We start from the raw sequence: 19,208 nt of genomic DNA, 5'->3' as shown, positions 1-19,208 counted from the left end.
GCGGCATGGCCGGACCTGAAAAGGCGGCAGGAGCATATCGCACGATCGGCGAACTTGCGGCCGAAACGGGTCTGCCGCAGCACAAGCTGCGGTATTGGGAACAGCGCTTCCCGCAATTGCGCCCGCTGCAACGCGCGGGGCTGCGGCGCTATTATCGCCCCGAGGACGTGGCGCTGGTCCGCCGCATCCATGATCTGCTCGATCGCCAGGGCTATACCATCGGCGGCGTGCAGAAGCTGCTGTCGAGCGAGAAGGGCGGGCACGCCATCGCGACGAACCATGTCGAAGCCGAGCCGCCGGTGGCAGCGCCGACGCAAGAGCTGAAGGCATTGCGTGCGATGCTCTCGGCCGCGCTCGCGCAGGATGCAAAGTCCGCGGGCTAGAGCCCGGCTTCGACCGCGACGCGCACCATTTCGGCCGAGCGGCTGATGCCGAGCCGCTCCATCACGATCGCGCGGTGCATCTTCACCGTCTTTTCCGACAGGCCGAGCACGCCGGCGATCTGCTTGTTGAGCAGGCCCTTGGCAACGAGCTCGAGCACCTGGCGCTGGCGTTCCGAAAGCGCCTTCACCGTTTCAGCGGCGCGGATGCGGCGCGTGGTCGAGGGACCGGGCACGCCATCGGGCAGTTCGAGCTGCGACCCCAGGAAATATTGCAGCTCGCCATCCTCGCCGAACATCGGCGCGACGACCACCGCGTTGCGGAACGGCGTGCCGTCACGCTTGTAGTTGAGGATTTCGACCAGCACCGAGCGGCGCTCGCGCACGCCGGTGCGGATTTCCTCGGTCAGCCACGGTTCGGTACCTTCGCCGGCAAGGAAACGGCAGTTGCGCCCGACGACCTCATCGACGGGATAGCCGGTGAGTTCGCAGAATGCTTCGTTGCAGGCGACGATCGGATTGTCGTCGATCCGCGGATTGCTGATGACCGAGGCGATCGGGCTGTGCGCGATCATCGCCTCGACCTCGGGCTCGATCATGCTGAGCTGCGGTGCACTCGTCGCCATGAAGCTATGTTATCGCCGAAACCCGAGTTGATCCAGAATAACCGGCGCAGAGAACGCGTCCGAACCGATGGCAAACGCCCAGCCCGATCGTATCGTTCCCGATACGAGAACGTGCCCAGCAAAAAGGGCGACCGGCATGATGCCGACCGCCCCTTTTCGCGAACATTCTGCCCGAAGATCAGCCTAGCTCGGCCTTCAGCGCCTCGGCGAGGTCGGTGCGCTCCCACGTGAACCGGTCGCCCTCGGCCTTGCGGCCGAAATGGCCATAGGCGGCAGTGGGCTGATAGATCGGCTTGTTCATGCCCAGATGCGTGCGGATGCCCTTGGGGGTGAGGCGGACCAGCTTGGGCAGCACGGCCTCGATGCGCGCCTCGTCGACGCTGCCGGTGCCGTGGGTGTCGACATAAAGCGAAAGCGGCTCGGCGATGCCGATGGCGTAGGAAAGCTGGATCGTGCAGCGCTTGGCCAGCCCTGCGGCCACCACGTTCTTGGCCAGATAGCGGCTGATGTAAGCGGCCGAGCGATCGACCTTGGTGGGGTCCTTGCCGCTAAATGCACCGCCGCCATGCGGGGCGGCACCGCCATAGGTATCGACGATGATCTTGCGGCCGGTAAGGCCGGCATCGCCATCGGGCCCGCCGATCTCGAACAGGCCGGTGGGATTGACGTAGATGTGGTTCTGGTCGGCGGGCATCCAGCCCTGCGGCAGCACTTCCTCGAACACCGTCATCACATAGTCGCGCAGGCGCTTCTGGCCGGCGTCGTTCGACAGCGCCTTGGTATGCTGCGTGGAGACGACGAGCGCGGTGGCGCCGGTGGGCACCCCGTTCTCGAACTTGAGCGTCACCTGGCTCTTGGCGTCGGGCTCGAGGAAATCGACGACGCGGGCGTGACGATCCTCGGCGAGCTTTTCGAGGATGCGGTGCGAGTAATAGAGCGTCGCGGGCATCAGGTCGGGCGTCTCGTCGCAGGCGAAGCCGAACATGATGCCCTGGTCGCCGGCGCCTTCGTCCTTGTTGCCGCTCTCGTCGACGCCCATCGCGATCTCGGCCGACTGGCCATGCAGGTGGCAGGCGAAATCGGCGGTCTGCCAGTGGAAGCCGTGCTGCTCGTAGCCGATGCGCTTGACCGTATCGCGCGCCGCCTTCTCGATCTCGTCGAGCGTCGGGAAGCTGTCCTGGTCGCAGCGCACTTCGCCGGCCAGCACGATGCGCTGCGTCGTCACCATCGTCTCGCAGGCGACGCGCGCGACGGGATCGCGCGACAGGAAGAGGTCGACCACCGCGTCCGAGATCTGGTCGGCTACCTTGTCGGGATGGCCTTCGGAAACCGATTCGGAAGTGAAGAGATAGTCGGAGCGCATGCTATTCCTCGTCTGTTCGAGCCCGCAGCGCGGGACTTCAAGATATAAAGCTATCCTTATATCCGCCCCTAGCGTGCGCGTCGCCTGATGGCAACGGCGCCCGCCAGCATCACCAGCGCCACCAGCAGCGCGGCGAGATTGCCGATCCGCGAGAAGGGCGTTGGCGGCAGCGGCGGCGGCATCACCGTCTCGGCGGCGCCCGCCGTCTCGTGCGGTACGCTCGCAAGGAGGCGGCCGCGCGCATCGATCACCGCCGAGATGCCCGTCGGCGTCGATCGCAAGATGGGCAGACCCTCCTCGATCGCGCGCATCCGCGCCTGTGCCAGATGCTGCGGGGGCCCCCAAGTGCCGAACCATGCATCGTTCGAGGGGTTGAACAGCATGTCGGGCCGGTCGGCGCGGTCCACGGTCTCGCCCGAGAAGATGATCTCGTAGCACACCTGCATGCCGATTCGCCCGAAGCCCGGTACGCCAAGCGATTGGGGGCCGGGCCCGGGGACGAAATCGACCTCGCCCTGCACCAGCCGCCGCAAGCCCAAGGGCTCGAGAATCCATGCCATCGGCAGATATTCGCCATAGGGCACCAGATGCGCCTTGTCGTAGCGGCGCGCGCCGAGCGTGGCATCGGGGCCGACGCGGAAGATGCTGTTGCCGATGCCCGAAACCTCGCCCGCGGCATCGAAGGCGAGCGCGTTGCCGCCGACGAGCGCTTGGTCGCGCGGGCCGAGCGCGGCGGCGATCCGCTGGCGGATCAGCTGCGGATCGCCCTTCCAGTAGAAACGCTCGGGATAGCCGGGCTCGATGAAGTAGTTCACGGCACCCTCGGGCCATACCACGAGGCGCGGGAAGGGCTGCGGCGTGCCCGAGAGCATCGCCAGCGTGCCGAGCACGCGCGCGTCATAGTCCTCGCTGCGCACCGCTTCCTGGCCGATATTGGGCTGGACGACGCGCACGCGCGGCGTGTCGTTGGTAGCGGTGATCGTGGCGTCGCGCACGAACAGCCCCGCCACCGCCGCCAGCGACAGCACGGCCCATACCCCCAGCGCCAGCCGCCGCCCGCCGAAGCGCGCGACGATCAGCGCCGCGCCGGCCAGCGCGGTGAGGCCCGAAAGCGCATAGGTGCCGATCCATGCCGCGAGCCACGAGACGCCCGGCACCGGCAGCCACACCACGCCCACCGGATTCCAGGCATAGCCGGTGAACATCGTCGCGCGCAGCCATTCGCTGGCGATCCACGCGGCGCCGAACACCAGCGCAAAGGCGCCGCCCGGCGGCGTCGACGCATCGCCTGCCGCGCGAGGCGATGCCAGCCGCCACGCCAGCCCCGCGGCGATCGCAGGATACACCGCGAGATACACCGCCAGCAGCACCACGGCGAAATAGCCGAGCACCGGCGGCATCTTGTCCTGGAAATCGAAGGCGTGCTGGATCCAGTTGTTGTTGATGGTGAAATGGCCAAGGCCCCACCACCAGCCGCGCAGCAGCGCGCCGCGCAGGCTGGCCGCCTGATGCGCGCTCCATGCCAGCCAGGCGAGACCGAGCACGGTGAGCAGCCACAGCTCGAGCGGCGCGAACCCGCACGCCGCCGCCGCGCCGATGAGGATCAGCGCGATGGGGTGGTGCGCGCGATCGGTCCAGGTCGCCGCGATCGGTTCGTGCTGAGCCTGTCGAAGCACTGTCGTTCCTTGGTCGTTTGCAGGATGGCCCGGGGTGAACGGTGAAGACGCGATCAGGGCGCCTCGACACCCAGTTGCCACAGCACGAAGGCGTTTTCCTCGGCGGCTTCCTTGAGGCTCTCCCACCGGCCCGACTTGCCGCCATGTCCCGCGCCCATGTTGGTCTTGAGCACCATCACATGGTCGTCGGTGCGCGTCGCGCGCAGCCTGGCGACGAACTTGGCCGGCTCCCAATAGGTGACGCGCGGATCGTTCAGTCCGCCGCCGATCCACATCGGCGGATAGGCCTGCGGCCTGATATTGTCATAGGGGCTGTAGCTGCGGATCAGCTCGAACGCCGTCTTGTCCTCGATCGGGTTGCCCCATTCGGGCCATTCGCCCGGCGTCAGCGGCAGGCTGGCGTCCATCATCGTGTTGAGCACGTCGACGAAGGGCACGTCGATCACCGCCACGCCCCACAATTCGGGGTCCGAATTGACGACCGCGCCCATCAGCTCGCCGCCTGCCGATCGCCCGGCGATGGCGATGTTGCCGGCGCGGGTGAAGCCGCGCTCGATCAGCCCCTTCGCCACGTCGACGAAATCGGTGAAGCTGTTGGTGCGCTTGTCGAGCTTGCCGTCGAGATACCATTGCTGGCCCAGATCGTCGCCGCCGCGGATATGCGCGATGGCGAAGGCGACGCCGCGATCGAGAAAGCTCATGCGGCTGGTCGAGAAACCCGGCGGTACCGCATAACCATAGGCGCCATAGGCATAGAGATAAAGCTTGCCTGAGCCGTCGCGCGGGAAGCCGGCGGGGTAGACGATCGAACAGGGTACCTGCGTACCGTCGCGCGCAGTGATGCTCAGCCGCTCGGTTGCATAGCGCGCAGGATCATAGCCCGAAGGGATTTCCTGAACCTTCAGCGTTTCGAGCCGCCCGTCGGCGAGATGATAGTCATAGACGGTGCCGGGCGTCACCATCGACTCATAGCCGAGCCGCAGCGTCTCGATTGCATATTCGGGATTGTCGCCAACGCCGGCGACATAGCTCGCCTCGGGGAACGCGATGCGCGTCGGCGCGCCGCCTTCGTAGCGGTGCAGCTCGATCTGATCGAGGCCGTTCTCGCGCCCCTCGACCACGAAGAAATCGGCGAAGCAGGTCACGCCCGTCATGTAGAAATCACGGCTGGGCGCGATGCGCTTGTGCCATTCGCCGGGCGCTGCGATGCTCGCCGTCACCAGCCGGAAATTGGGGTCGGTATCGTTGGTGTGGATGAACAGCGTGCCGTCATGCTCGTCGACATCATATTCGCGGCCCGGTTTGCGCGGACTGACGCAGAGCAGCGGTGCCGAAGGATCGTCGGCGGGCAGCAGATACACCTCGCTGGTGACATGATCGCCGGTGGCGATGACGATGAAGCGTCGCGACTGCGTTTCGCTCACGCCGACGCGAAAGCCCTCATCGGCCTCGAAATAGAGCTGCCGGTCCTCGGTTTCGCCCAGCCGGTGCAGCATCACGCGGTCGGTGCGCCACTGCTCGTTCGCCGGCGTGTAGAGAAACGCGGCCGAATCGGCGGTCCACACCAGTTCGCCGAGCGTGCCGGGGATGGTGTCGGACAGATGCTCGCCCGTCTCCAGATCCTTGACGCGCGCCTCAAACCGCTCCGATCCATCGACGTCGATCGCATAGGCGAGCAGCCGCCCGTCGGGGCTGACCGACAATGCGCCCAAGCGGAAATACTCATTGCCTTCAGCCAGCGCCGGCTCGTCGAGGAACAACTGGTCCTCGCCGCCCGCCACGGGCCGGCGCCACCAGCGGCGATATTCGCCGCCCTCTTCAAAATCGGACCAGTAGAGCCAGTCGCCGTCCTTCTGCGGCACCGTCGCCTCGTCCTCCTTGATGCGCCCGCGCATCTCCTTGAACAGCGTGTCGGCCAGCGGCTTCAAGGGCGCCATCACTGCATCGTGATAGGCGTTCTCGGCCTCGAGATAGGCCAGCACGTCCTTGTCGGTGACGGTCGGGTAGCCCGGATCACGCAGCCACGCCCAGGGATCGTCGATCGTGTGGCCATGCGCGGTGAAGCTGTGCGGGCGTTGCGGGGCGATGGGGGGCTGGGGTAGGGACATGGCTTGCACATAGCGCGGGGCAACGAAGAAGAAAGGCCCTCACCCAACCCATGCCCGCAGGCGGTAGCGGGGATCAGGAGTTCCGATGTCGACACATGCCGCGCGCCTCGCCGCGCTTCGCGAACAGCTTGCACGCCAGTCGCTCGACGGCTTTGTCGTGCCGCTGACCGACGAACACATGTCCGAATATGTCGGCGCCTATGCGCAGCGGCTGGGCTGGCTGACGGGCTTCGAGGGATCGGCGGGCACCGCCGTGGTGCTCTCGGCCGAGGCGGCGATCTTCACCGACGGGCGCTATACGTTGCAGGTGCGCGAGCAGGTTTCGCCCGATCACTGGGCCTATGTGCCCGTGCCGCAGACGAGCGTGGCCGAGTGGCTGGCCGAACATGCACCCGACGGCGCACGCATCGGCTATGATCCGTGGCTGCACACCCGCGCCTGGGTCGAGGAGGCCGCGCGCGCGCTCGCCGATCGCGGCGCCACGCTGGTGGCGGTTTCCACCAACCCCGTCGACGCCGTGTGGAACGATCGTCCCGCACCGTCGACCGCGCCGCTTACCGCCTATCCCGATGCGCTGGCGGGGCGCTCGTCGGCGGACAAGCGCCACGAGATCGCCGGCTGGCTTGCCGAGCGTCGCGCCGATGCCGTGGTGCTCTCGGCGCTCGATTCGATCGCATGGGCGCTCAACATCCGCGGCCTCGATGTCGAGAGCACGCCGGTGGCGCTCAGCTACGCCATCGTCCACGCCGACGCGACCGCCGACTTCTACGTCGATGCCGCCAAGCTCGGCGACGAGGTGCGCCGCCATCTGGGCAATGCCGTGCGCGTTCACGATCGGCTTGCCTTCGCGCCGGCGCTCGCCGGGCTTGCGGGCAAGCGAGTGGTCGCCGATCCCGAGCGCGCGGTGGCGGCGATCTTCGATGCGCTCGATGCCGGCGGCGCCACCATTGTCGCGCAGCGCGAGCCCGTGGTGCTCGCCAAGGCCATCAAGAACGTCGCCGAAGTGGCCGGTCACGAAGCCGCACAGCTACGCGACGCCGGCGCGATGATCCGCTTCCTCAAATGGATCGAGGCGGCGGGCTCGGCGGGCACCGAAACCGAGCTTACGGCGGCGGCGAAGCTGCGCGCCTTCCGCGAAGAAACGGGCGAACTGCGCGACCTTTCCTTCTCGACCATCTCGGCCACCGGACCGCACGGCGCGATCCCGCATTACCGCGTGACCGAGGAGTCGAGCCTGCCGATCGAGCGCGGCCAGCTTTTCCTGATCGATTCGGGCGGCCAGTATCTCGACGGCACCACCGACATCACGCGCGTGGTGCCGATCGGCGAACCCACCGCCGAGATGCGCGATCGGTTCACGCGCGTATTGAAGGGCCATATCGCCATTGCGACCGCGATGTTCCCCGAGGGCACGACGGGCGGCCAGATCGACGGCTTCGCGCGGCGGCCGCTGTGGGAAGCCGGTCTCGACTTTCCGCACGGCACCGGCCACGGCATCGGCGCCTATCTGGCGGTACACGAAGGACCGCAGCGCATCGCCGCGCCCAACTATCCCGGCGGCGGTCCGGCCGAGCCGCTGCGCGCGGGCATGATGCTGTCGAACGAGCCGGGCTATTACAAGGCGGGCGAATACGGCATCCGCATCGAGAACCTGATCCTCGTCGAGCCGCGCGAGATCGCCGGCGCCGACCGTGCGATGCTCGGCTTTCGCACGCTCACCTTCGTGCCGATCGAGCGCGACCTGATCGCGGCCGACCTGCTGACCGAAGCTGAGCGCGCCTGGGTGGATGCATATCACGCCGAGGTGCTCGACCGCGTCGGGCCGACGCTCGACGTTGAGCACCGGGCCTGGCTCGCCGCCAAATGCGCGCCGCTGGCATGACCGAGGTGCCCTCGCTATTCGCGCAGTTCGTCCATCTGGGGCTAGGCGCCACGGCCGAGGCGCAGCCGGCATTCGACGGCATGGCATGGTACGAGGGCTATGCCGCGCGTACCGCGAATGACGGCGCCGAGGGGCGGCTGGTCAGCCTCTATCGCTTCGATGCCAACTGGACGATGTGGGAAATGCATCCCGCGGGCGAGGAGCTGGTGGTGTGCGTGGGCGGCGCGATGACGCTGCACCAAGAGCATGCCGACGGCACGGTCGCGACGCTTCGCCTCGGCATGGGCGATTATGCAATCAACCCGCGCGGCGTGTGGCATACCGCCGATGTCGAGGAGGAAGCGACCGCGCTGTTCGTGACGGCAGGCGCGGGCACCGAGCACCGCGCACGCTGATCTGGAGTCGTTTTCAGCTTCGCTGGTGCTGCGTTGCCTCAGCTTTGCTGAAACAGACTCTGCCTGCTCAGTCGGGTTTGTCGGCTGGCGGCCGATCGGGCGCGACCTGCTCTCGCGCCTGCGCCTTGCGGCGCCGCAGATTGTCGCGCAGCGCCTGCGCGAGCCTTGCCTGGCGTTGGTCGGGCGTTTCCATCGCGATGGCGATAGCCTGCCGCGCCCTCGCTTGACAATCACGGGTGCCCCGATCATAGGCGCCCCCTCGCTTGCGCCCGCCGCAGGCGACCCGGTGCTGCCGTAGCTCAGTGGTAGAGCGCATCCTTGGTAAGGCTGAGGTCGTGAGTTCAATCCTCACCGGCAGCACCATTTTTCCAGCAGCACCTGCGGTTCGTTCAGGTCGCGACCTTGTGCGGGCAGCATCGGCGCATGACGCGGGGTCTGCCAAAACGTGCGCCGTTGCGATACAGGCGCGCTGAGCCCGTCCGCGCCGCGGACGCGGCTGCCGATCAACCAAGGAGCGTCCGTCTGTTTGCTGTGCCGCGCCCGTTGCGAGCCATTGTCGGGCGAATGGCACAGGGCGACGCACGCCGGCTGATCGCCAACGCCGGATGGCTGGTAGGCGACAAGCTGATGCGGCTCGGCGTCGGCATGTTCGTGCTCGTCTGGATCGCGCGGTATCTCGGCCCAGCCGATTTCGGGCTGCTCAATTACGGGCAGGCGCTGGTGATTATCTTCACCGCCTTCGCGGTGATGGGACTCGCCGATATCGCCGTGCGCGACATCGTGCGGCAGCCCAAGCGCGAGCAGGAGATCGTCGCTACCGCACTGCTGATGCGGCTGGGTGGCGGCCTGATCGCGATAATGCTTGCGCTCGCGCTCGTCGGCGTTGCGCGCCCCGGCGACACGCGCGCGCTGATCGTGGTCGCCATTCTGGCGGCAGGGCTGCTGCCGCAAGCGTTCGACGTCATCGACTATCGCTTTCAGGCACATTTCGTCGTCCGCCCGGTCGTCTTGTTGCGCAATGGCGTGTTTCTTCTCTTTTCCGCGGCGAAATGCGCTGCGATCCTGCTCGGCGCGCCGATCGAGGCCTTCGCCGCGCTGATCGTCCTCGAGTTTGCGGCGGTGGCATCGGGTCTGTTGCTCTATGCGCGGCGCCGCGGTCTGAGCGTGCATCCGCGCTGCGCCAGCCTGGCCGAGGCCCGACGCTTGTGGCACGAGAGCTGGCCGCTGCTGCTGCGCACGCTGGCCATTGCGGCGTACATGCGGGTCGACCAGCTCGTCATCGCGGCCTATCGCGACGACGCCGCAGTCGGCATCTATGCCGCGGCGATCCGTTTGCCCGAATTATGGTATTTCCTGCCGACCGCGGTGATGACCGCAGCCGTGCCGTTCTTCACGCGCAGCTATGCGCAGTCGGCTGCCGTGTACGAGCGCGCGATCCTGCGGGTGATGCGTCCGCTGGTGTGGTTGTCGATCGTCGTGGCGCTGGCGCTGTCGTTGTTTGCATCGCCGATCGTCACGCTGCTCTACGGCGAGCGTTATGCCGGTGCCGCGGCGGTGCTGGCGGTCTATGCCTGGGCCGGCGTGTTCGGCACGCTGGGGCAGACGACCAACGCATGGCTCATCAATGCCGGGCTGATGCGCCATGGGCTGTATCAGGCACTGGCAGGTCTTGTGGTCAGCATAGCCCTCAACCTGCTGCTGGTACCGCGCATGGGTGTGGTCGGCGCGGCCTGGAGCTATCTGGCGGCGCAGGCGATCTCCAACGTGGGGCTCAACGCGCTGATGCCGGCTACTCGACCGATCTTCCGCGGGCAGCTACGCACCTTCGGCTTGCGCGTATAGGAAGGCGGCCGTTGCCGGGAAGTTCGATCCGATGCTGATGCTGAGTACCGCGAGCGCGGCCGCCGTGCTGGTCGCCACGCGCCGCAACAAGGGGCCGACCTGGGCGATGGCGGCGATGTGGCTGCTGTGCCTGCTGCCGCTGGCCGTGGGCATGATATCCTATCGATTCGTCAGCCCTTCGAACCTCCTGCCCGATGCGCTGATCGCGGGGTCGATCCTGTGCGTGGCATTCGGTGCGCTCGTCGAGCATCTGTTTCGCGGACGATATCGTAGTGCGCCGCCCGATAGCGTGCGCGCCGACGCCGACTTCGTGGCGATGCGCTCGCTGGCGCGCGGACTGTGGCTGATAGGCATGACGGGCGGGGCTTGCGTGATCCTCGATTTCGTCGTTTCGGGCGGCAGTCTGCTCAACCTGACCGAATTGCGCGATAGCTTCGTGACGCGGGAAACCGCCTCGGTATTTGCGCGGCTCGGATCGGTACTGACCTGGGCGTGCCTGTTCTGCTATTTCTTCGCGCTGGTCTTTCGCGACCGGCTTCGTCCGCTGGCGCTGCTTTTCTTCATGGCGCCGATCGCCGCCTATCTTCTCGGCGCGCTGTTGTCGGCGGGGCGGCAGGCAGCGTTCCAGGTGCTGATCTTCACGATATTGGGCCAGGTAATCTATCGCCTTCGCAACCCCGGTGCGCGATCGGGGCGTGCGCTCCTGCCCGTCGTCGCGGGACTGATGATCGCTTACATGGGCTTCATCGCGGTAGCGCGGAACGACAACCAGATTTCCGACATCAAGGCCGAAGTGCTCGAGCGGCTGTTCCTGTTCGACACGGCTAACTGGTTCGAGGCTTTGCTGGGGCTGTTCGGGGGCGGTATCCGCAACGTGATGGTCGAGGCGATCGTATATTTCACCAGCCCGATCGCGTTGTTCGACCGGTTTCTCGACATCGGGCTCGAGGGCATATCGTCGGGCGCGATGAACTTTCCGTTCGTCTTTCGCCAGCTCGAGCCGCTGACCGGCATCGACGTCGCGCAGATGTATCAGTGGAAGGTCGCGGCGCTCGATGCGCAGGGCGTGATCGGTGTCGGCTGGACCACTGCCATTTCGCATATCATCATGGATTTCGGCTTTGCAGAGGCCGGTATCGCGCTGGTAGTGCAGGGTTATCTCGGGGCATGGGCGTGGCGCCGTGCGCTGACGGGCGGCGATCTGGTCGATTGCATGCTGGCCGCGCTCTTCACGACGGCTGCCGTGTATCTGCCATTGTTGCCTGCGTTCGCCGACACCAACCTGTTCCTGACGACATTGGCCTGTATCGCGTGGCGGTTATTCGGGCCGAAGACGCTGCGCGATGCCGGCGAGGCCGTTCGCATATGATCCGCCATCTGTTGAACTTCCTGCTATGGGCCCTGCCGCCCACGCGACTGTTCGCGCTGCGTCGGTTCTGCCTGCGGCTGATGCGCGTCGACGCACGGGCTCGCGTCTGCGTGTGCGGCGGCGGCTGGATCTATGGCCCTGGCAGGCTGGCGATCGGGATCGACACATGGGTCAGCCCAGGGACGATTTTCTATACGCACCGCGATGCGCCGATCACGGTCGGCGCGCGGTGCGACATCGGTCCCTTCGTGCGCGTGCTGACGGGCAGCCATGCGCCGGGCGACCATGCCCGGCGTGCCGGCCCCGGTACCGCGCGCGCGGTATCGATCGGCGATGGCTGCTGGATCGGCGCCGCGACGACGATTCTGGGCGGGGTGACGGTCGGAGCGGGCGCGATCGTCGCCGCCGGTGCGGTAGTAACGCGCGACGTGCCGCCCGACACGATGGTGGGCGGCGTTCCGGCGCGCCCGATCAGGGCTCTATCGTGACGGCAGGGCGTGTCTACATGCTGTGCAACGCGCTGGACGACACGGTGCGGATCGCCCGCGGCATCAGTACCGACAGTCCGGCTGCCACGCGCAAGATCGTGATGATGATGCAGGCGCTGCGAAGCGCCGGTGTGCGTCCGGCCATTCTAAGCCTTGGACGCGGGCGACAGGATGGATCGGGCCGCGATCACCCGGCTTTTGCCGGCAGGATCGGCGGCATCCCTGTCGCCTATGGCCGTTTCGTGAACCGGCCTCTGCTCTCGCAGCTCGCGTCGCTGGTAGCGCCGCTTCCCATTCTCTGGTCGCGCCGCCGGCGGGCGCGGGCAACGACGCTGCTGCTCTACAACCGCATGTTCAGCCACCTGCCGGCATTGTGGCTGGCATGGGCGCTGGGCTATCGCGTCATGCTCGATCTCGAGGATGGCGAAGTGCCGAAAGGCGGCCGCCTGTCGCTGCGTTCGCGCATTCTCGTTGCGGCGACCGATCGTTTCTGCCGCGAAGGTGCGTTGCTCGCCTGCACGGCGCTCGAAGCGGCTACGCGCCTGCGCCCGGCGGCACCCTATTATGGCGTGGTCGCGATCAGCGAGCAGCCACGCGACTTTTCCGCGCCGGTATTGCACGCGCTGCTCGGAGGCACCGTCGACACGAGCACCGGCGCCGACCTGCTGCTCGAAGCGCTGCGCCTTCTCTCCCGCGAGCAGCCCGCACTCGCGGCGCAGCTGCATGTGCACGTAACGGGCGCGGGGGCGATGATCGACGCGTTTCGCGAGGCGCCTGCTACCCCACAGGTGACCGTTCATGGCCGGCTGACCGCCCGCGAGTATCAGGCGCTGCTGGCACGCTGCGGCATCGGCTTCGCGCTGAAGCCCAATGGCGGCGGCCTCGCCGACACGACCTTTCCATCGAAGGTCACCGAGTTCGCAGGGCAGGGAATGCTTGCCGTCACCACCGACATTTCCGACGTGCGTGCCGTGCTGGGCGATGGCGCGCTGTATCTTACCCGCAATGATCCGGCGGTGCTGGCATCGCTGATCGCCACCGCGCTGCGCGATCGCGCCGAGGCAGCGCGCCGTGCAGCGCTTGGCCAGCGCAATGCCGCGCTGCGTTGTGGCGCGGACGAGGCTGCGGCGTTCCTCGCGCGGTTCCTGACGCGGGGCCAGGCGGCATGAGGATCGTCGCCTGGCATCCGCTGCTTACCGATCATCAGGCGTACACCTGGGGCGCGGCAGTGCCGCTGGTCGATCATCTGCGCGTCAATGTCTGGCGCCGAAGCGACGCGGTTCGCGATGCGCAGGGGTGGCAACGGCGCAGTCCGCAAGCCGGCGAGGAACACGCCGTGCCGCGGGCGGACTGGTGGCGCTGGTCGCGCGCGCTGCTGCGGCGCGAGCGAAAGGCGTGGCATCTCTTCGGTAGCCCGTTCGAGGACCGCCGGCAGCTGGCCGTGATGCTGCTGGCAGTGGCGATGGGATGCAAGGTGGGGATCGTCTCGGAACCCTATTCGACCAGCAGCGCCGGATACTTCTCCGAGCGCGCGACGATTGCAGACACGGTGCGGCAGCGGCTGCGTCCGCTCGTCTATCGCGGCTATGGCGCGCTGATCGCGCAGCGGCTGGGCATCGTCTTCGCGATCTCGCGGCTGGCCTGCCGGCAATATGCTGCGCTTGGCGTTCCGGCCGGGCGCATCGCGCCGTTCGGGTATTTCGTGCCCGGGCCGGGGCAGGGGGCAAGCCGACCCGACGGTCTGCGCCAGCCGCAAGCCGGACTGCGCGCGATATTCGTCGGCAGCCTGATAGCGCGCAAGGGCATCGACACGGCGGTAGCGGCGGTCCGACGCCTTCGCGCGCAGGGCAGCGACGTCACGCTCGATCTCTACGGCCCGGGCGATGCCGCGCCGTGGCTGGGCGACGCTGGCGTTACATATCGCGGCACGATACCGTTCGGCGATGTCGCCGCCACGATCGGCGGCTATGACGCGCTGATCCTGCCGAGCCGGTTCGACGGCTGGGGCGTGATCGGCAATGAGGCGATCCAGGCCGGCGTGCCGGTGATCGCGAGCGATGCCGCCGGCGTGGGCGACCTGGTCGAGGCGCAGCGATGCGGCCAGCGCTTCGAAACCGGCGACGCCGCCGATCTTGCGCGCTGTCTGCAACGATGGGTCGACGACCCGCTTGCGCTTGCCGCCGCCGCCGCCGCCGCGCGCGAGGCGGCGGGCCTTGTCGAGCCTGTGGTGGCTGCCGATTTCGCGGTACGCTGCCTTCGTGCACGTGATGCGGGAGCACCGCTGCCCGCATCGCCCTGGTATCATGGCTGAACCGCGCGTGCCCGCCAGCCGACCGCGTGACGCATCGCTCCGCGTCCACCTGACCAACGTGCAGGGGGAAGGTGCGGTGCAGCTCATGGGATCGCTGCTGCCGGCGATCGAGCGCCAGCAAGATGCTGCGATCCGGCGGATCGACCTGCCTGATCGCGGCGATCTGGCCGGATATTGCGCACTGTCCGGATCGACGCTGGCGAAGCGCCATCGACGGCGACTGCCCAACGCGCTGTCGCGGTTGATCGAATGCATCCGGCCGCTCGCGCAGGATGACGGCGGTGCGCTGCTGGTGCTGGGAGACGTGCCGCTGCGCGCGCGCGGACGCCAGACGGTGTTCGTGCACAATACGCATCTTCTGGCGCACCAGCCCGGCGTGCCTGCCGCGCAGGCGCTGAAGTTTCTGGCGATGCGCGCGGTGTTCCGGCGCAACCTGTCGCATGCCGCGCGGATCGTGGTGCAGACCGACCTGATGCGCCGCGCATTGACTGCTGCCTATCCGTCGCTCGAAGGACGCGTCCGCGTCGTTCGCCAGCCGCCGCCGCAATGGCTGCTCCGACATGCCCCGCCCGCGCGGCACTCCAGGGGAACGCGCGGCTTGCGCGTTTTTTATCCGGCTGCGGCCTATCCGCACAAAAACCACGCGCTGGTGGAGGCGCTGGCCACGCGGCTGCACGGCTCGCCATCGCTCGAGGAGATCGTAGTGACGCTCGATCCGCCGGGCGGTGGCGCTGCCGGTGGCGCGATCCGCCATGTCGGCCGGCTCGGCCCGGCGGGAATGCGCGATCATTATGCGCGCGCCGACGCGCTGTTCTTCCCCTCGCTTGCCGAAAGCTACGGGCTGCCGCTGATCGAGGCGATCTGGCTCGGAATGCCCGTCGTCTGCGCCGATCTGCCCTATGCGCACGAGCTGTGCGGTGACCAGGCGCTATATTTCGACCCGCACGATCCGGCGAGCGCGGAAGCCGCGGTCACGGCACTGGCCGACCGGCTCGACGCCGGCTGGACGCCAGACTGGGCGCGTGCGCGTGCCGCGATGCCGCGCGATTGGGACGAAGTGGCGCGGGCGCTGGTGCGAATCGCTACCGACGATCAGGCCTAGGGCCGGCTTCGGCGCAGCTGATCGCGACCCTCGCCTAGCGTCGGTGGCGCGGGTTGCCACGCAACATCGGGGGGCAGCGGAAAATCGGGCGGACGGCGCACGAGCTGGAGCGCCTTGGCCGGATATTTCGCCCAGATGAGCGCGGGGTGCGTGCGCACGCCGTGTCGCGCGGCGGTCGTCGCGGCTTCGCGGTTGATGATCCGCATGCTCTTCAACCCGCCCGTACTGATGCCCCCCTCGCGCATCGTCACCAGCGTCGCGGGGTCGCGCTCCGCGATGAGTCCGTGGCATCGATAGAAGCGCGTCATCCAGTCGAAATCGGCCCCGATCCGCAGACTGGGATCGAACCGCCCGACGATGTCTAGGGCGGCACGCGAGGCGTAGAAGCCCGGATGTGGCGGCATGTGCCCGAACGCCAGCATCCACGGTGCGAAACCGGCCGCGCGATAGCTGCGCGTCACCCGCCGCGTATCATGCTGGTCGACCATCGCTATCCCGAACGAGACGGCATCGGCGCCGCCCGCGGCGCGCGCGGCGATGCGGCTGGCGGCGTCGGTACGGCAGAAGAAATCATCCGAATTGAGGAAGCCGACATAATCGCCGGTCGCCATCGCGGCGCCCTTGTTCATCGCCTCGTACAGGCCGCGGTCGGGCTCGCTGATCGCGCGCAGGCGGGGATGGGCGTGCGCCTCGACGATCGCCATCGTCGCGTCGCGCGATGCGCCGTCGACGACGATATGTTCGATATCGGCGTCGCGCTGCGCTGCGACCGACGCGAGCGTGTCGGCGATGGTGGCGGCGGCATTATAGGCGACGGTGACGATGCTGATCTTCATGACGGTGTTCCCTGCAGGGGTCGCCGTCTAGGCGCGTGCGCGACGCTGCGCCAGTTGCGAGCGATTTGGTTTGTCCGCCGCCCGGCGCTATGGCCTGCGCGATGGACGAGCCATCGCAATTGGCGGACCCGGCGCGCCGGGCAGCACTGGCGCGCGGCGTAACTGCGCTTGGCGCTGCGGCCACCGTGGGCGGAGCGACGATGCCCGCGCCCGCCACGCGTGCACCGCTTCCCGCTGCCGTCATCGATGTGCGAACGCTGGGTGCCGTCGGCGACGGCGTCGCAAATGATACCGTGGCGCTGCAACGCGCGATCGACCTTGCGCGCGCAACACCCGGCGGCGCCACCATCATGCTGGCCGCCGGACGCTACGCGATCGACGGTATCAGCCTCAGGCCGCCGGGACGCGACGATTTCGATCGGCGCATCGTGTTGAAGGGCGAGGGCGCGGGACGCACGGTGCTGCTGCCCGCCAGGATCGGCGCGGTGCTCATCGACGCGGCAGGCTGCAACAACCTGCGCATCGAAGCGCTGACGATCGACAGCGGACGCGTCTATTCGGCGATCGCGATACTGCTCGGCCGCACGGCGGCGAGCCCCAATTGCAATGGCGGCATGTTCAGCGACCTCTCGATCGAGGGGAGCTACAGCATCGCCGCCGTCGTATCGATCGCGGCCGAGACGACGCGCTGGACCAATTGCCGCATCAGCAACGGGCATCGCGAGGCGCGGCATTGCTGTTTCATCACCGGCATCGATCCCGCGCCCATCGCCGGACTGCGCGACGCGCGACTGGTGCGCGGACCCAATACCGACAATCTGATGCACGGCTGCATCTTCTACGCGCCTTACGACGAGGTGCGGATGCTGCGCTTTTCGGGCGGCGGTGGATGGGCCTTTGTCGGCTGCTCGTTGCTGGCAGGCGATGCGACCGGGGCGAAACTCGCGGTCTACGGCGATCCCGACGGCAACGTGTTCAACGGCCCGGTCGCATGGCATGGCTGCCATTTCGAGGTTACCGCCGGGCGCAGCTGCATCCACTGGCTCGAGGCGCCGCGCGGCGACAGCTACTGGCGCAACCTTTCGATCCTTGGCGGCTATGCAGTGGTGCTGCCTGATACGCCGCTTCTCGACTTCGATCGCAGCGACGATGCGCACCGGCCCATCGTGCAGGCGATGACACTGCGTGGCCTCGCCTTTCCACCGGGCGTGCGCGGCGCCGACCTGTACGCCTTTGCACTGCTCGACTGCGACCTGTCGCTGCTCGGTCCCGAGGCGGCGATCGTCGCCCTCGGCTTCGTTCGCAACAGTCGCATCGACGCGGCCGACCTTCGAACGCCGCAAGTAGCGGGGCGGCCGGTGCGCGTTGCGCGCGATTCCGCGCGGCGGCAGACGTTCGGCAGCGGGATGATCGTCGAGAACAGCGATCCGGCCAATGGCGCGAGCGGCCAGTGGGTCGTGCCGCCCGGCGCCGCAGGCACGCTTCGCGCCGCGGGTGAGGATGAAGGTGCGCCGCGTCCCGGCGAAATCCTCGATGTCGATGGCGAACGCCGTGTGGTGTGGCGCAGCGCCGCACAGGGCGGCCTGATCCTCGACCGGGCAGCACCGCGCGAGAAGGCCGCCGCGTTTTCGACGCCGCGGTTCGAGCCGTTCGGCAGGTGAACTGCGCGGCGCGCGCTTGTTGTCGATCGCGCTAGACGGTAGGCAGCGGCCCGGCGCCCAACGGGTGCGCGAAGATGTTGATTTCGTACGAAAGCGAGTGGTTGGCAATGGGCAAGACGGCGTTGATTACGGGCGTGACCGGGCAGGACGGCGCGTATCTGGCGCAATTGCTGCTCGACAAGGGATACTCGGTGCACGGCGTCAAGCGGCGGTCGTCGTCGTTCAACACCGGACGGATCGAGAACATCTATCAGGACCCGCATGAGCCCGATGCGCGGTTTCATCTTCACTATGGCGACCTGACGGATTCCACCAACCTCATCCGTCTCGTCCAGCAGACGCGGCCCGACGAAATTTACAATCTCGCGGCCCAGAGCCATGTCGCGGTGAGTTTCGAGACACCCGAATATACTGCCAACGCCGACGGTATCGGCACGTTGCGCCTCCTCGAGGCGATCCGCATCCTCGGGATGGAGAAGACCACGCGCTTCTATCAGGCGTCGACCTCCGAGCTGTACGGGCTGGTGCAGGAAGTACCGCAGCGCGAGACTACGCCCTTCTATCCGCGCAGCCCCTATGCCGCCGCCAAGCTCTATGCCTATTGGATCGTGGTAAATTACCGCGAAGCCTATGGGATGCACGCCTCGAATGGCATCCTGTTCAACCACGAGAGCCCGCTGCGCGGCGAGACCTTCGTCACGCGCAAGATCACGCGCGCGGCGGCGGCGATCAAGCTTGGCCGGCAGGATCGGTTGTATCTGGGCAATCTCGATGCCAAGCGCGACTGGGGCCATGCGCGCGAATATGTGCGCGGCATGTGGCTGATGCTGCAGCAGGAGCAGGCCGACGATTACGTGCTGGCGACGGGCGAGACCACACCGGTGCGCACCTTTGTCGAATGGGCCTTTGCCGATGTCGGCATCACGCTGCGCTGGGAGGGCGAAGGCGAGAGCGAGAAGGGTTATTGCGGCGACACCGGCCGCTGCCTCGTCGAGGTCGATCCGCGCTATTTCCGCCCGACCGAGGTCGATCTGCTCATCGGCGACCCGACCAAGGCGCGCGAGAAGCTCGGTTGGACGCATGATACAAGCCCTCGCGATCTGGCGCGCGAGATGGTCGAGGCCGATCTGGAACTGATGCGTACCGCCCCGATTGCCAAGGGCGCGTAA

General features: G+C 67.4%; 17 protein-coding genes and 1 tRNA gene. 12 read left to right on the top strand and 6 right to left on the bottom strand.

Going from position 1 to position 19,208, the window contains the following annotated elements:
- The first annotated feature begins 5 nt into the window (after window positions 1-5).
- Complete coding sequence (locus tag FBR43_RS14930) at window positions 6-383, top strand: MerR family transcriptional regulator (protein WP_136943827.1); 378 nt, start codon at window positions 6-8, stop codon at window positions 381-383.
- On the opposite strand, the gene FBR43_RS14925 is transcribed toward FBR43_RS14930, so the two are convergent.
- The 4 genes from FBR43_RS14925 to FBR43_RS14910 all read right to left on the bottom strand — a co-directional run bounded on the left by FBR43_RS14925 (window position 380) and on the right by FBR43_RS14910 (window position 6,153).
- A complete protein-coding gene (locus tag FBR43_RS14925; protein WP_249276622.1) occupies window positions 380-1,006 on the bottom strand; it encodes a LuxR C-terminal-related transcriptional regulator in 627 nt (208 codons plus the stop codon). The two genes, FBR43_RS14930 and FBR43_RS14925, sit on opposite strands and share 4 nt — an antisense overlap.
- Before the next feature lie 178 nt (window positions 1,007-1,184).
- Window positions 1,185-2,369 (bottom strand): methionine adenosyltransferase, encoded by a 1,185-nt coding sequence (metK, locus tag FBR43_RS14920; protein ID WP_136943826.1) that lies wholly within the window; start codon window positions 2,367-2,369, stop codon window positions 1,185-1,187.
- A 68-nt stretch (window positions 2,370-2,437) separates the two neighbouring features.
- The gene (lnt, locus tag FBR43_RS14915; RefSeq protein WP_136944263.1) at window positions 2,438-3,982 is read right to left on the bottom strand and encodes an apolipoprotein N-acyltransferase; all 1,545 of its coding nucleotides are present in this window, start codon (window positions 3,980-3,982) and stop codon (window positions 2,438-2,440) included.
- Between the two features lie 116 nt (window positions 3,983-4,098).
- Entirely contained in the window at window positions 4,099-6,153 is a 2,055-nt protein-coding gene (locus FBR43_RS14910) for a S9 family peptidase (protein WP_136943825.1), read from the bottom strand.
- An 85-nt stretch (window positions 6,154-6,238) separates the two neighbouring features.
- Between FBR43_RS14910 and FBR43_RS14905 the strand changes: the two genes are divergently transcribed.
- Together FBR43_RS14905 and FBR43_RS14900 are read left to right on the top strand one after the other, a co-directional pair.
- On the top strand, window positions 6,239-8,035 hold the full coding sequence (locus FBR43_RS14905; protein ID WP_136943824.1) for an aminopeptidase P family protein: 1,797 nt from the start codon (window positions 6,239-6,241) through the stop codon (window positions 8,033-8,035).
- Window positions 8,032-8,430, top strand: coding sequence for a cupin (locus FBR43_RS14900; RefSeq protein ID WP_136943823.1), 399 nt, complete (start codon window positions 8,032-8,034; stop codon window positions 8,428-8,430). The genes FBR43_RS14905 and FBR43_RS14900 overlap by 4 nt, the downstream gene beginning before the upstream one ends.
- A 67-nt stretch (window positions 8,431-8,497) precedes the next feature.
- On the opposite strand, the gene FBR43_RS16570 is transcribed toward FBR43_RS14900, so the two are convergent.
- A complete protein-coding gene (locus FBR43_RS16570) occupies window positions 8,498-8,623 on the bottom strand; it encodes a hypothetical protein (protein ID WP_262708698.1) in 126 nt (41 codons plus the stop codon).
- A 95-nt stretch (window positions 8,624-8,718) separates the two neighbouring features.
- Here FBR43_RS16570 and FBR43_RS14895 point away from each other — a divergent pair.
- From FBR43_RS14895 to FBR43_RS14865, 7 genes are all read left to right on the top strand, one after another.
- A tRNA-Thr gene (locus FBR43_RS14895) sits at window positions 8,719-8,793 on the top strand.
- Between the two features lie 201 nt (window positions 8,794-8,994).
- Window positions 8,995-10,272 carry a flippase gene (locus FBR43_RS14890; protein ID WP_169542635.1) on the top strand — a complete coding sequence of 426 codons (1,278 nt, stop codon included), beginning with the start codon at window positions 8,995-8,997 and terminating at the stop codon, window positions 10,270-10,272.
- Window positions 10,273-10,303: 31 nt separating this feature from the next.
- Entirely contained in the window at window positions 10,304-11,641 is a 1,338-nt protein-coding gene (locus FBR43_RS14885) for a hypothetical protein (RefSeq protein ID WP_136943821.1), read from the top strand.
- Window positions 11,638-12,129: an acyltransferase gene (locus FBR43_RS16595; RefSeq protein ID WP_136943820.1), complete on the top strand. Its 492-nt coding sequence runs from the start codon at window positions 11,638-11,640 to the stop codon at window positions 12,127-12,129. The genes FBR43_RS14885 and FBR43_RS16595 overlap by 4 nt, the downstream gene beginning before the upstream one ends.
- Entirely contained in the window at window positions 12,126-13,298 is a 1,173-nt protein-coding gene (locus FBR43_RS14875) for a glycosyltransferase (RefSeq protein WP_136943819.1), read from the top strand. Before FBR43_RS16595 ends, FBR43_RS14875 begins: the two co-directional genes overlap by 4 nt.
- Window positions 13,295-14,440, top strand: coding sequence for a glycosyltransferase family 4 protein (locus FBR43_RS14870; RefSeq protein WP_136943818.1), 1,146 nt, complete (start codon window positions 13,295-13,297; stop codon window positions 14,438-14,440). The genes FBR43_RS14875 and FBR43_RS14870 overlap by 4 nt, the downstream gene beginning before the upstream one ends.
- Complete coding sequence (locus tag FBR43_RS14865) at window positions 14,433-15,542, top strand: glycosyltransferase (protein WP_169542634.1); 1,110 nt, start codon at window positions 14,433-14,435, stop codon at window positions 15,540-15,542. The genes FBR43_RS14870 and FBR43_RS14865 overlap by 8 nt, the downstream gene beginning before the upstream one ends.
- Here the strand turns inward: FBR43_RS14865 and FBR43_RS14860 are convergent.
- Window positions 15,539-16,378, bottom strand: a complete 840-nt coding sequence (locus FBR43_RS14860; protein WP_136943816.1) for a glycosyltransferase family 2 protein — start codon at window positions 16,376-16,378, stop codon at window positions 15,539-15,541. The genes FBR43_RS14865 and FBR43_RS14860 overlap by 4 nt on opposite strands.
- Window positions 16,379-16,479: 101 nt before the next feature.
- Here FBR43_RS14860 and FBR43_RS14855 point away from each other — a divergent pair, with 101 nt between their 5' ends.
- A complete protein-coding gene (locus FBR43_RS14855; protein ID WP_169542633.1) occupies window positions 16,480-18,039 on the top strand; it encodes a glycosyl hydrolase family 28-related protein in 1,560 nt (519 codons plus the stop codon).
- A 74-nt stretch (window positions 18,040-18,113) separates the two neighbouring features.
- Window positions 18,114-19,208 carry a GDP-mannose 4,6-dehydratase gene (gmd, locus tag FBR43_RS14850; protein ID WP_394344038.1) on the top strand — a complete coding sequence of 365 codons (1,095 nt, stop codon included), beginning with the start codon at window positions 18,114-18,116 and terminating at the stop codon, window positions 19,206-19,208.

The sequence above is a fragment of the Sphingomonas baiyangensis genome, from assembly GCF_005144715.1.
GTDB classification, from domain to species: Bacteria; Pseudomonadota; Alphaproteobacteria; order Sphingomonadales; family Sphingomonadaceae; genus Sphingomonas; species Sphingomonas baiyangensis.
This window is presented reverse-complemented; position numbering and strand designations above follow the sequence as displayed.